Source organism: Rhizobium bangladeshense (genome assembly GCF_001662075.1).
In the GTDB taxonomy this organism is placed as follows: domain Bacteria; phylum Pseudomonadota; class Alphaproteobacteria; order Rhizobiales; family Rhizobiaceae; genus Rhizobium; species Rhizobium bangladeshense_B.
This window is the reverse complement of sequence record NZ_LYPL01000025.1, coordinates 1-12,314: the sequence shown is the minus strand read 5'-3', so window position 1 is coordinate 12,314 and position 12,314 is coordinate 1. Positions and strand designations below refer to the sequence as shown.

The 12,314-nt window shown below is 61.7% G+C and carries 14 protein-coding genes, 1 tRNA gene and 1 pseudogene; 11 read left to right on the top strand and 5 right to left on the bottom strand.

Annotated elements, in window-relative coordinates; translation table 11 throughout:
• Positions 1-45: 45 nt before the first annotated feature.
• Both A7X77_RS29855 and A7X77_RS29850 read left to right on the top strand, forming a co-directional pair.
• A complete protein-coding gene (locus A7X77_RS29855) occupies positions 46-1,341 on the top strand; it encodes an MFS transporter (RefSeq protein WP_064686430.1) in 1,296 nt (431 codons plus the stop codon).
• A 128-nt stretch (positions 1,342-1,469) separates the two neighbouring features.
• Positions 1,470-1,554: transfer RNA gene (locus A7X77_RS29850), tRNA-Leu, on the top strand.
• Positions 1,555-1,669: 115 nt separating this feature from the next.
• Here A7X77_RS29850 and A7X77_RS29845 read toward each other — a convergent pair.
• A complete protein-coding gene (locus tag A7X77_RS29845) occupies positions 1,670-1,957 on the bottom strand; it encodes a hypothetical protein (RefSeq protein ID WP_064686451.1) in 288 nt (95 codons plus the stop codon).
• Between the two features lie 422 nt (positions 1,958-2,379).
• On the opposite strand from A7X77_RS29845, the gene A7X77_RS29840 reads away from it, so the two are divergent.
• Positions 2,380-4,128 (top strand): cation:proton antiporter, encoded by a 1,749-nt coding sequence (locus tag A7X77_RS29840; RefSeq protein WP_064686429.1) that lies wholly within the window; start codon positions 2,380-2,382, stop codon positions 4,126-4,128.
• Between the two features lie 67 nt (positions 4,129-4,195).
• Here A7X77_RS29840 and A7X77_RS29835 read toward each other — a convergent pair whose 3' ends face one another.
• A complete protein-coding gene (locus tag A7X77_RS29835) occupies positions 4,196-4,486 on the bottom strand; it encodes a hypothetical protein (protein WP_064686428.1) in 291 nt (96 codons plus the stop codon).
• Between the two features lie 196 nt (positions 4,487-4,682).
• Between A7X77_RS29835 and A7X77_RS29830 the strand changes: the two genes are divergently transcribed.
• Positions 4,683-5,273, top strand: a complete 591-nt coding sequence (locus tag A7X77_RS29830) for a YqaA family protein (protein WP_064686427.1) — start codon at positions 4,683-4,685, stop codon at positions 5,271-5,273.
• Between the two features lie 24 nt (positions 5,274-5,297).
• Positions 5,298-5,813 (top strand): disulfide bond formation protein B, encoded by a 516-nt coding sequence (locus A7X77_RS29825; RefSeq protein ID WP_064686426.1) that lies wholly within the window; start codon positions 5,298-5,300, stop codon positions 5,811-5,813.
• A 111-nt stretch (positions 5,814-5,924) separates the two neighbouring features.
• On the opposite strand, the gene A7X77_RS29820 is transcribed toward A7X77_RS29825, so the two are convergent.
• Together A7X77_RS29820 and A7X77_RS29815 are read right to left on the bottom strand one after the other, a co-directional pair.
• Positions 5,925-6,482 carry an HNH endonuclease gene (locus tag A7X77_RS29820; RefSeq protein ID WP_010031546.1) on the bottom strand — a complete coding sequence of 186 codons (558 nt, stop codon included), beginning with the start codon at positions 6,480-6,482 and terminating at the stop codon, positions 5,925-5,927.
• A 111-nt stretch (positions 6,483-6,593) separates the two neighbouring features.
• Positions 6,594-7,238, bottom strand: coding sequence for a DNA-3-methyladenine glycosylase family protein (locus tag A7X77_RS29815; protein ID WP_064686425.1), 645 nt, complete (start codon positions 7,236-7,238; stop codon positions 6,594-6,596).
• Positions 7,239-7,285: 47 nt separating this feature from the next.
• Here A7X77_RS29815 and gluQRS point away from each other — a divergent pair, with 47 nt between their 5' ends.
• Positions 7,286-8,167 (top strand): tRNA glutamyl-Q(34) synthetase GluQRS, encoded by an 882-nt coding sequence (gluQRS, locus tag A7X77_RS29810; RefSeq protein ID WP_064686424.1) that lies wholly within the window; start codon positions 7,286-7,288, stop codon positions 8,165-8,167.
• Here the strand turns inward: gluQRS and A7X77_RS29805 are convergent.
• Complete coding sequence (locus tag A7X77_RS29805) at positions 8,132-9,055, bottom strand: YihY/virulence factor BrkB family protein (RefSeq protein ID WP_064686423.1); 924 nt, start codon at positions 9,053-9,055, stop codon at positions 8,132-8,134. The two genes, gluQRS and A7X77_RS29805, sit on opposite strands and share 36 nt — an antisense overlap.
• A gap of 76 nt (positions 9,056-9,131) precedes the next feature.
• Between A7X77_RS29805 and A7X77_RS29800 the strand changes: the two genes are divergently transcribed.
• From A7X77_RS29800 to A7X77_RS33260, 5 genes and pseudogenes are all read left to right on the top strand, one after another.
• On the top strand, positions 9,132-9,965 hold the full coding sequence (locus A7X77_RS29800; RefSeq protein ID WP_064686422.1) for an SDR family oxidoreductase: 834 nt from the start codon (positions 9,132-9,134) through the stop codon (positions 9,963-9,965).
• Positions 9,966-9,983: 18 nt separating this feature from the next.
• Positions 9,984-10,187: a twin transmembrane helix small protein gene (locus A7X77_RS29795; protein ID WP_064686421.1), complete on the top strand. Its 204-nt coding sequence runs from the start codon at positions 9,984-9,986 to the stop codon at positions 10,185-10,187.
• 414 nt (positions 10,188-10,601) lie between these two features.
• Positions 10,602-11,180 (top strand): cob(I)yrinic acid a,c-diamide adenosyltransferase, encoded by a 579-nt coding sequence (locus A7X77_RS29790; RefSeq protein ID WP_064686420.1) that lies wholly within the window; start codon positions 10,602-10,604, stop codon positions 11,178-11,180.
• A 32-nt stretch (positions 11,181-11,212) separates the two neighbouring features.
• Positions 11,213-12,001: a rhomboid family intramembrane serine protease gene (locus A7X77_RS29785; RefSeq protein ID WP_064686419.1), complete on the top strand. Its 789-nt coding sequence runs from the start codon at positions 11,213-11,215 to the stop codon at positions 11,999-12,001.
• 186 nt (positions 12,002-12,187) lie between these two features.
• Positions 12,188-12,314, top strand: a pseudogene (locus A7X77_RS33260) (electron transfer flavoprotein subunit beta/FixA family protein); the annotation flags it as partial.

Here is a 12,314-nt window from a genome sequence, read left to right as displayed (position 1 = left end):
CAGTCCCGCAGCGCCCTCAAATTGAATTCGAACGGAATCTTGCCTATGGTTTCCACCGTCCTTGCCTCCACCCTTGCCCGGCGCAACATTCATTACGGTTGGGTCGTCGTTGCCGCCACCTTCCTCACCATGCTGGTGACGGCGGGCGCCATGGGTGCCCCCGGCGTGCTGATCAAGCCGCTGCAGGACGAATTCGGCTGGGAAACCTCGCAGATTTCCTCCGCACTGGCGATCCGCCTGATCCTTTTCGGCGTCATGGGGCCGTTTGCCGCCGCCTTCATGAACTATTTCGGTGTACGCAAGGTCATCGTCTTTGCACTGGCGCTGATCGGCATGGGCTTCGTCGGCTCGCTGTTCATGACGACGTTGTGGCAGCTCCTGCTGCTCTGGGGCATCGTCGTCGGCTTCGGCACCGGATTGACGGCCATGGTGCTCGCCGCGACGGTGTCGACGCGCTGGTTCACCAGGCATCGCGGCCTTGTCGTCGGCATGCTTTCGGCGAGTTCGGCCACCGGCCAGCTCGTTTTTCTGCCGCTAATGGCGGAGCTGACAGAGCGTTACGGCTGGCGCTCGACGGTGTTTTTCGTCTGCGCCATGATCATGGTCGCCGCCCTTGCCGTTCTCGCCTTCATGCGCGACCGGCCGGCTGACGTCAATTTGCCCTCTCTCGGCGAGACGCATGTGACGCCGGCACCGGCCAGGCCGACCCTCGGTGCTGCCCTGATGACGCCGATTGCCACGCTGCGCGAGATTTCGACGACCTCGACCTTCTGGATCCTCTTTGTCACCTTCTTCATCTGCGGTCTCAGCACTAATGGCCTGATCCAAACCCATTTCGTCACCCTCTGCGGCGATTTCGGCATCGTGCCGGTGGCCGCCGCCAGCGTGCTTGCCGTCATGGGCATCTTCGATTTCTTCGGCACCATCGGCTCCGGCTGGCTGTCTGACCGGTTCGACAATCGCTGGCTGCTGTTCTGGTACTACGGCCTGCGTGGCCTCTCGCTGCTCTATCTGCCCTTCAGCGATTTCAGCTTCTACGGCCTTTCGATCTTTGCCATCTTCTATGGCCTCGACTGGATCGCCACCGTGCCGCCGACCGTCAAGATCGCCGCCGACCGCTTCGGCCGTGAAAAGGCCGGCCTCGTCTTCGGCTGGGTGTTTGCCGGCCATCAGCTGGGCGCCGCAACCGCCGCCTATGGCGCCGGCCTCTCGCGCACGGAACTGTCGAGCTATCTGCCCGCCTTCTTCGTCGCCGGCGCCTTCTGCCTGCTGGCCTCGATCCTGGCAATCACGCTGAAGAAGTCGGGCCTGCCGAGTGCCGCCCCTGCCGCAGCCCACTGATCTAAGAGAGGACCCCGGTTTCGAAACAAGGCCCGAGTCTCTCCACCGGATTGCGGTGATAACTTCGTTCGTCCGTCTTGCATGCGCAGGCGCACACATGTTAGACACCCGCCTCGTCGGTATCCGTTGCCCCATTGGCGGAATTGGTAGACGCGCTCGACTCAAAATCGAGTTTCGAAAGAAGTGCTGGTTCGACCCCGGCATGGGGCACCAGCCTCCGCTCGGTGAGCTTGGGCTCGACGAGCCGGAGTTCCGTCAGGAACGAAGGCTGCCTGGTTTCAACGCGCAGCGCCTCGATCCCGACGGAACAATTCGCATCCAACCGAAACTATTTGTTCTTCAACAGCCACATTTTGCCGGCCATGGTGATGCCGTAGACGTCCTTTGATGCGTCGTCGTCCAGATGCCGTCGCACGAGGAAACCCGGCTCTTTCAGTTCACCCAGCGTTTTTGCCGTGACCGATTTCACCTTCTGAGGCCGCTCTTTCCACCGATCGGATTTTGCGTAGGTTACGGTCGCGTTCTGATGCGTCCATTTATTGGCCGGCTGAGGATAAAGGTCTCCATCCTTGGCGAGTTTGAGTCCTGCGATCTGGGACGGGGTAAGCTCAATCATACTGAAAATCCTGTGCGGGTCCTTGCGCTGGGAATGCGCTTCGACCGAAGGCGTGCTCATAACATCGACGGAGGTTTTCCACCACTACATTGCGACAGCACCGCCACGAAAGGTGAGAACCCCTGCTCACGCAGGAACCGGGCCTCGCCCTTCTCTGAGATTTTCATCAGTAACAGCGCCGCCATAGTAACAGTTCAGGATGATCTTCCGCATCTCGTTTCCCCTTCTCGTGATGAAGGCCAAAGACGCAAGCTAAAACCGGTTCCAACTCGGCGGCGCGCCAAGCGTGGCGGGCCTTTGCCGACGACATCTATTTCCGACTGGCCGGTGTCGCGAACGAGGCCCCTAAAACGCAAATCAACTATTTAACTTTGCTTGCGCTTCGTCCAAGGTGGCGGCCGTTACCATCGGCGAGGGCGGACGTGCATCAGGAAGTAGGACTCATCGCGACGGTCGCCGTCAGTTTTGTTTTCGCGGCGGTCCTCGGTTATGGCGCCGACCGGCTCCGGCTGCCGCCGCTCGTCGGCTATCTGATGGCCGGCATCCTGATGGGACCGTTTACGCCCGGCTTCGTCGCCGACACCGCGCTTGCCGGCCAGCTTGCCGAGATGGGTGTCATCCTCCTCATGTTCGGCGTCGGCCTGCATTTTTCCGCCTCCGACCTGCTCGCCGTGCGCGGGCTCGCCGTGCCCGGCGCGATCGGGCGCATCATCGTCGCCACCCTTCTGGGTATTGGTCTCTGCAAACTCTGGGGCTGGAGCCTCGGCGCTGGCCTGGTCTTCGGCCTCAGCCTGTCGGTTGCGAGTACCGTAGTTCTTCTGAAAGCGCTGGAGGAGCGCAATCTCGTCAACGCGGCAAGCGGCCGCGTCGCCGTCGGCTGGCTAATCGTCGAGGATCTGGCGATGGTGCTGGCCTTGGTGCTGCTGCCGGCGCTGGCGGAGCTTCTCGGCGGCCACGCGGTCGATACGACCAATCACGGCCTCGGCGAACTGCCGCTGGCGCTGACGATCGGGCTGACCCTGTTGAAGGTGGCGGCCTTCACCGCCATGGCGATCTTCCTCGGCCCCCGGATCGTGCCCTGGCTGCTGACGATGATCGCCCGCACCGGCTCGCGCGAACTCTTCACGCTGACGGTGCTGGCAATCGCGCTCGGCATTGCCTTCGGCTCAGCGGCGATCTTCGGTGTCTCCTTTGCGCTCGGCGCCTTCTTCGCCGGCGTCATCATGAGCGAATCCCAGCTCAGCCACAGAGCCGCCGCCGATTCGCTGCCGTTGCAGAACGCCTTCTCCGTGCTGTTCTTCGTCTCTGTCGGCATGCTCTTCGACCCCTCGGTCCTGGTGCGCGAGCCGCTGGCGGTAATCGGGGCGCTGGCGCTCGTCATTCTCGGCAAGGCCATCATCACCTTCGCGATCGTCATGCTGCTGCGCTATCCGATCAGTATGGGCCTGACCTTGGCCGGCGGACTTGCTCAGATCGGCGAATTTTCCTTCATCCTCGCCGGCCTCGGCGTCTCGCTCGGGCTTCTGCCGCATGAGGGCCAGGATCTGATCCTTGCCGCCGCAATCCTCTCGATCACACTCAACCCGATCGTGATCTTCGCGAGCGACGGCCTGAAGAAATATATGCATGCGAAATGGCCCCTCCTCTTCGAAAGCTACGGCAGAAAGAAGCAGAAGACGCTCGGCAAGGAACTCGAAAAGATCAGGGCGCTCGGCGAGGAGCGCGAACGCCAGCACCAGCTGAAGATGCAGCAGCTGATCGAAACTTTCCCTCTGTTCTCCCAGGTCGGCGAGGACGCGCAGGAGGAGCTTCTACTGCTCTTCAAGGCAAAGGCCGCCCCGCCTGGAGAACGCGTCATTCGCCGCGGCGATCGCGGCGACAGCATGTATTTCATCTCCTCGGGCGCCGTCGAAGTGCGGCTCGCCAGCGGCGCGATCCGCCTCGAACCGGGCGCCTTCTTCGGCGAGATGGCGCTGTTGAGCGGCGGACGGCGCACGGCCGATGTCATCGCCGTCGACTTTTGCCAGTTCGAAGTTCTCGAGCGGCGCGACTTCAACATGTTCATGTCGCACCATCCCAACCTGCGGGCGATCGTCAGCGAAATGGCCCAGAAGCGCACGGAAATGAACGTGCTGCGCCAGCAATGGGAAAAGTCGATGGATCTGTCCTGACCCGTGGACACCGGAGTTCAGGCGCCAAACAGACCTATCTGCAAACCCGTTGCGTTGTGCGATGCTGTCAGCCTGCCGGCCAATAGCCGTCGGAACGGAAATCCTCCGGGATCGGATCGAGCCGCGACAGCGTTTCGGCTGCGAAATCGATCTGCAGCGACAGGTATTTCAGAGACGCCAGCATCGGCACGCCGGTCGCGAATTCCCGAACGCGGGACAGATGATAACCGCTTTCGTTCAGCCTTCGGGCCGCTTCCCCAAGCACATCGTCTCTGCTCGGTCCCTGTCCCGCTCCGAGCCCGTCATCCATCTGCACGGCCTGAGCGCGGCCGCCTTCGATCACTTTGAACATCCTCATGCCACCCTGCACATCGCCCTCAAACCAGCCTGCCTCACAATGGCCGATTCGCCATCCCATGAAATCTTGGGAGAGGCATCGATGCCCGCATCACGAAATTTTTAGGCGGCGGGTGGCACGAAGGACACGGCCAAGCATTTACAGGGCCGCGCACGGCCCCTAAAGCTCTTTTGCACCGCAACAGGAAGGGAACGGAATGCTCCGCAGACTTTACGACTGGACCATGTCTCTGGCCGCGCGCAAATCGGCCGAAGTCTGGCTCGCCGTCATCGCCTTCGTCGAAAGCTCCGTCTTTCTCGTCCCCGCCGATGTGCTTTTCCTGCCGATGGCGCTCGCCAAACCGGAACGCTCCTATCGCTACGCGCTGGTTGCGACCGTCGCCTCCGTGCTCGGCGGCATCGCCGGCTGGGCGCTCGGCTTTTACGCCTATGAGACGGTGGCGCGGCCAGTTCTCGAATTCTACGGCAAACTTGATGCCTTCGAGCAGATGAAGGCCTATGTCACCTACGAGTGGATCCTGCTGCTGCTCGTCACGTCAGGTCTTGCGCATCTGCCGCCGATCAAGATCGTCACCATCCTGTCCGGCGTCATTCACGTCAATCTGGGCCTTTTCATCGTTTCGGCGATTATTGCCCGCGGCGCGCGTTTCCTCTTCCTCGCCTGGCTGCTGCGCCGCTACGGCGAGCCGATCCGTGACTTCATCGAGAAGCGCCTCGGCCAGCTCGTGGGCATCGGTGCCGCTGCGGCAATTGTGCTATATTTCGGCTACCGCTCTTTCGCTCACTAGACCAAACTTTCGCGGAGCTCCGCCATGACTGCCACCGCCTCGCCGCTCGCCCGTCCCGGCTTCATCTATTCCATATTGCTCGCTATCGGCATGGCGACGGCGGTCGGCGCCGCCCTCGGCTTCCAGTATATCGGCGGCTATATTCCCTGCGCACTGTGCCTGCTGCAGCGCCAGCCCTATTACTACGCAATTCCGATCGCCATTCTCGCTGCGATCTGCGAGCTCGCGGGTCTGCCGAACTGGATTTCCCGCGCAATGATTCTTGCAGCCGGTATGCTGATGCTGGTCACCGCAGGCATGGGCGTCTATCACGCCGGCGTCGAATGGCACTTCTGGCCAGGCCCTGCCACCTGCTCGACCACAGCAAGCAGCATGACCACCAATGCCGGCGATCTGCTCAGCGAACTCAATACGATCAAGGGTCCATCCTGCACCGATGCGGCGCTCAGGGTGTTCGGCCTGTCTTTTGCCGGCTGGAACGTGATTGCCGGGATCCTGCTTGCGGCCCTCGCCTTCACCGGCGTTCGCAAAGCCGCTTGACGCATGTCGCCGCGCCCATGCGCGACGCGCCGCTGATAACGACATGAAAGCAAAGAGCCGAACCGCGGCCTGGGGACCCCAATCGATGCGACGCGCTGTAAACGGGCGCGGTCAGGGCTGCAGTTCGGTATCCCAGTAGAGATAGTCGAGCCAGCTGTCATGCAGGTAATTCGGCGGGAACAGCCGACCGTTGTTGTGCAGGTCCTGCACCGTCGGCTGATAGGGCTTCTGCGCCGGGAACATGCCTGCCTGCTTCGGCAGCTTGCTGCCCTTGCGCAGATTGCAGGGCGAGCAGGCCGCCACGACATTCTCCCAGGTCGTCTCGCCGCCATGGGCGCGCGGGATGACGTGGTCGAAGGTCAGGTCGTCATGAGAGCCGCAATACTGGCACTCGAACCGATCGCGCAGGAAGACGTTGAACCGGGTGAAAGCAGGATTGCGGGATGGCTGAACGTAAGTCTTCAGGCACACGACACTCGGAAGCCGCATCGAAAAGCTCGGCGAGGAAACCGAGTGTTCATACTCTGCGATGATATTCACACGGTCGAGAAATACCGCCTTGATCGCGTCCTGCCAGGACCAAAGCGACAAGGGGTAATAACTCAGCGGCCGGTAGTCAGCGTTCAGAACGAGCGCCGGCAGGGCCTGCGGGGAGACTGCAATCGTCAAGGGACTCTCCTGATCGATTCGGCATCTGCACCTGTATATTAGGCCGGTTGTTACAGGATTGTGAAGTCCAATAAATTCAGAGGATAAAGGCAATTTAAAGAGTGTGGCCGATCAGCCGACCGGCACCATGTCACGTCGCATCTTCGTGGCGTAATAGGCCCAGAAAAGCCGGGCTGCCACCGAGCGCCACGGCGACCAGACCTGCGAAAGCTTGGCAAGCGCCTTCGCTTGCGGCCGCGCTGCAAGTCCGAACGCGGCGCCGACGGCATTCTGCAGCGCGACATCGCCGGCCGGAAAGACATCGGCATGGCCGCCGCAGAACATCAGATAGACCTCCGCCGTCCACGGACCGACGCCCTTCAGCCCCGTCAGTTCGCCAAGCGCTTCGCCCGGCGGCTTCAGGCAGAGCCCGGAAAGATCGAGGCGGCCGGAGGCAACCGCTTCAGCGATCCGCGTCAGCGTTTCGGCCTTGGCGCGCGACAGGCCGAATTCCCGCCATGCGTCGGGGTGAAGCAGCAGGTAAGCTTCCGCCGTCAGCGGGCCATCCGCCGGGAGCATGCGCCGCCAGATCGCCTCGGCGCTGGCGCGCGAGACCATTTGCGATACGATGATATGGGCAAGGCCGGCAAAACCGGCTTCGCGCAGCCGCAGCGGAAGGGGGCCCACATCCGCGGCGATCGGTGCAAGGCGCGGATCGAGGCGAAGCAGCGCTTCGAGCCCCAGGCTGACGTCATCGTCGTTGCGAATGATCTGCACCGCGTCCTCCCAGTGGTTCAAAACCAAAATCCGTGGCAGAAGAAAGCATGACCACGAGCGAGCGTCAAAAACCTGTCTTTCGTTTTGCGCCGAGCCCTAACGGATCGCTGCATCTCGGCCATGCACTTTCGGCCTTTTTGAACCGCGACATGGCCGAAGCCTTGCATGGCCGCCTGCTGCTGCGCATTGAGGATATCGACCAGGCCCGCTGCACCCCTGAATTCGAGGCCGGCATCCTCCGGGACCTCGACTGGCTTGGAATCGACTGGGAAAGTCCGGTGCGGCGCCAGTCGGAGCATTTTCCGGAGTACCAGGCGGCGCTGCATGCGCTGATCGAAGGTAGCCTGGTCTATCCGGCCTTCCTGACGCGCGGCGAAGTGAAGGCGCGTGTCGCCGCCTATGAGGCAACGGGCCAATCCTGGCCGCGTGATCCCGATGGCACGCCGCATTATCCGCCGATTGATCGCGAGCGGCCGGAAACCGAATGGCGGGAGATCCTTTCCTCCGGGAAAAAACATGCCTGGCGGCTCGACATGCGCAAGGCGCTCGACCTGATCGGCGAACTGCTGTTCTGGACGGAAACCGGCGACGGCAGGACAGGCGAGATCGCCGCCGAACCTGGCGTCTGGGGAGATGTCATCCTGTCCCGCTCGGATGCTCCTTCGAGCTACCATCTGTCGGTAGTCGTCGATGATGCCCTGCAGGGCGTCACCCATGTCGTGCGTGGGCTCGACCTTTTCCACGCCACGTCAGTGCACCGGCTGCTGCAGGTGCTGCTCGGCCTGCCACAGCCCCTCTATCACCATCATCGTCTCATTCTTGACGCCGATGGCCGCAAGCTTTCGAAAAGCGAAGGTGACAGCGGGCTTGCCGAATTACGTGCCCGGGGCATGTCAGGGGCCGACATTCGCCGCCTTGTCAGGCTTTGAGCGCCGTTCGACACGCTCTCGACCGACGACGGAAAGCGTATGCGAGAACATCCGGAAGACGCGGAACTTGATCAGCGCCGCATTGATCTCGGCGCCGATAATGAAGATGGCGCCGACCATGTAGAGAAAGATCAGCACGATCATCACCGAGGCGAGACCGGCATAAGTTGCGGTATAATTGGCGAAGGTCGCCAGATAATAGGCAAAGATCAGCGCGCCGGCGAGCCAGAGAAGCAGCGTCAGCAAGACCCCCGGAATAACGTCGAAAACCCGCCGCTTGCCGGCCGGCAGCCAGAGATGCATGACCAGCAGGCCGACGGTCAGCACGACAAGCGTGCCGTAAATGCGCCAGCTGAAGACGATGCCGAGCGTATCGGCAAACAGCGGAAACCAATTCCTGGCGTAATCGAGCGCCAACGGCACCGCCACCAGCAGAATGCTGATCGCGGCGAAGATGATCACCGCGATCAGCACGTAGCCAAGGCTGGCCAGGCGGGTGAAATACCACGCCCGGGTTTCCTGCACCCGGTAGGCACGATTGAGCGAGATGCGCAGCGCTTCCACGCCGTTCGATGCGAAATAGGCGGCCGCCAGCACCGAGATCGTCAGCAGCCCGCCGCGCTGAATGGTCAGGACCTGCAGCACCTGGTCGGCCAGCGGCTTGGCGATCGCTTCTGGCCAGGTGTCGAAGATCAGATGGATGGCGGTGGAGGAAAACTGATCGGCGCCGAGGAAGCTCGCAAGCGCGGTACCGAAGATCAGGAACGGGAAAACCGCAAGCAGGCTCGACAGCGCGACGTGGCTTGCCATCGCAAATCCGTCGTCCTCGACCATGTGACAGATCGCGTCATAGACCACGTCGTAGATCGTGCGCAGCACCTTCCGCATTCCGTCTCCGGCTTTCCACATTGTATCCTCTGGCCGAATATGGGAAACGAGGCCCATTTTGTACAGGAATCATTCCATGGCGGGAGAGCGCACAATCGTCGTCACCGGCTGCTCCTCCGGCATCGGCGCGCATTGCGCCCGGGCGCTGAAAGCCGATGGCTGGCACGTCTTTGCGACGGTGCGCAAAACGGATGATCTGCCGGGTCTGGAAGCCGACGGCATTGAAGCCTTCTTGATGGACTATGCCAGGATCGAGACGATCTCCGAGCTGGTCGATACCGTCTTGAAACGCAGCGGCGGCCGTATCGACGCGCTCTTCAACAACGGCGCCTATGGCCAGCCAGGCGCCGTCGAGGATCTTTCGACGGCAGCGCTGCGCGCCCAGTTCGAAGCGAATTTCTTCGGCTGGCACGAACTGACGCGGCAGGTCATCCCCACGATGCGCAAACATGGGCAGGGCCGGATCGTCCAATGTTCGTCCATTCTCGGCGTCGTCCCCTATCGCTATCGCGGCGCCTACACCGCCTCCAAATTCGCGCTCGAGGGCCTCAGCATCACCTTGCGCATGGAGCTGCACGGCAGCGGCATCCATGTGAGCCTGATCGAGCCCGGGCCGATCGCCACGCGTTTTACCGCCAATGCGCTCGCAAAGATCAAGGAAAACATCGATGTCGAGAACTCGCCGCACGCGGCCGATTATATCAGGCAATTGGCGAGACTCGACGGTTCGGGGCCGGTCAATCGTCATAAACTTGGCCCCGAGGCGGTCTATTCGGTATTGAAACACGCATTGAACTCGAAAAATCCAAGGCCACATTATCCCGTAACGATTCCGGCTAAACAGGGCATGTTCCTGAAGCGGCTGCTTCCGGCGGACCTCTTCTACCGCCTGATGCGCTGGACGGACTGACTGAGAAAGCTGAATGCCATGTCCACAATCACCTATATCCTTGCGGTCATCGTCATGGGCGTCGTCGCGCTCGTGCTGATCCGCGGCCTCTTCAACATGATGAAGGGCGGCGACGCCAATCTTTCAAACAAACTGATGCAGCTTCGCGTCCTGCTGCAGGCAGTCGCCGTCATCCTGATCATGCTGACGCTCTGGATCACCGGCGGCGGCCGCCCGACCTGAGGACTGACCTAACGATAGAGGAGTAAATATGGGTACTTTCGCCTCCTCGAACTCCCTCATTCCTGTGCTCGTCACAGCAATCCAGCCACCGCGCGTCCGCGCGGTGAATAACAAAATCCGACGTACTCCCGCGCCCAAGGACTTGGGCGCAGAAGCCCAACCCCACCCTCCGTCATCCTCGGGCTTGACCCGAGGATCCATCCCCGTAGCTGCTGATGGATGCGGTGTGGATGCTTGGGTCAAGCCCGAGCATGACGGAGGGTGGGGTGGGTTGAAGAAACCACTCACGGCGTATACACCCGTGTCAGGGACGCTGTCCGCCAGCGCAATCAACGATGTCGGCACCGGCCTGAACCGACTTGATGAGGCAAAACCAGTGAGCGCGACCGCCCTCCCGCCAACGGGCGGTGCAGCATGGTGAAACTCAACAAGATCTACACGAAGACCGGCGACGACGGCACGACAGGCCTGGCTTCCGGCCCGCGCCGCCGGAAGGACGATCTGCGCGTCGAAGCCTATGGCACGATCGACGAGGCCAATTCCGCGATCGGCCTGGCGCGGCTTTACACGACAGACTTGGTCGACCTCGACACGATGCTGATGTCGATCCAGAACGATCTCTTCGACCTCGGCGCCGATCTCGCCACGCCCGACACTGGCGAACCGCCGGCCTGCGAGCCGCTGCGGATCGTCGAGACGCAGGTCGAGCGTATCGAGCGCGATATCGATCGACTAAACGCCCACCTCCGTCCGCTGACGTCATTCATCCTGCCGGGCGGCAGCCCGGCCGCCGCGTATCTGCATCTGGCCCGCACGATTGCGCGGCGGGCCGAGCGGCTGATGGTGACGCTGGCGCGCATGGAAGGCGAAATCGTCGGCGGGGCCGCGATGAAATATATCAACCGGCTTTCGGATTTCCTTTTCGTCGCGGCCCGCCATGCAAATGACCAAGGTCGTGCGGATGTGCTTTGGGTTCCGGGAAAAAACAGATAGGTTTGCCGCGATCAGATTGCCGGGGGGCCTTGATGTTCATACCACTTCACGACGCCAATACGCTGAAACATATCAAGGTCCAGTGGGTGACGCTGGCCTTGATGGCGCTGAATGTTGCAGTTTGGCTCTTTACCAGCCTCGAGAGCGAACAGGCTGCCCAGGCAACGACGGTCGGCCTCGGCTACATCCCGGCGATCGCCTTCGGGCAGGCGCAGTTGGCTGAGGGATTGGACATCGTGCCGGAGCCGTTGACCTATCTCACCTATGCCTTCGTGCATTCGGGCTTCTGGCATCTGGCCTCCAACATGGTCTTCCTCTGGGTCTTCGGCGACAATGTCGAGGATGCGATGGGGCATATGCGCTTCCTGGTCTTCTACCTCCTCTGCTCGGCCGCCGGCGCGCTTTGCCACGGCTTGCTGACGACGACGCCGGAAGCGCCGCTGGTCGGCGCCTCGGGTGCGATCTCCGGGGTGGTTGCCGCTTATGTCATGCTCCATCCGCGCGTCAGGGTCTGGGTGCTGGTGTTCTTCCGTGTGCCCTTGCCCCTGCCGGCCTTCGTGCCGCTGCTTTTGTGGATCGGCCAGCAGTTCTTCATGCTGGCGTTTGCGCCCGATGCCGACGTCTCCTGGGGCGCCCATGTCGGCGGCATTCTTGCTGGCGCTGTTTTAATCCTGGCGCTGCGTCGTCGCGGCGTACCGCTCTTCGATCGGGAAATCGTCACGCCGCGCGCCGTGAGGAACGAAACCGGCATCGGTACGGCCGTTGCGGCCGGCACGGACGGGCGGATCGAGCGTCTTCCCTGGGGCCGTGACCGGCGTTGACAGATATATTGACGTGCACGTAAACGTCCATATATTGCCGAAGCAATCCCCTGCCTGCGTCATGCAAGCGTTGTATTTGGGGGAAAAACGCGTATCCATGTCGCCATTCGACAATCGAAGCGGCGTGTGAGCGCGCATTTTCCTTAAAAGCTCGCTGAAGCCAGTTTTCTTGAAGGAAGGACCCCCATGAAGATTCTCGTGCCCGTCAAACGGGTTGTCGACTACAACGTGAAGATCCGTGTGAAGCCGGATGGTTCGGGTGTCGAGCTTGCCAATGTGAAGATGTCGATGAACCCGTTCGACGAGATCTCGG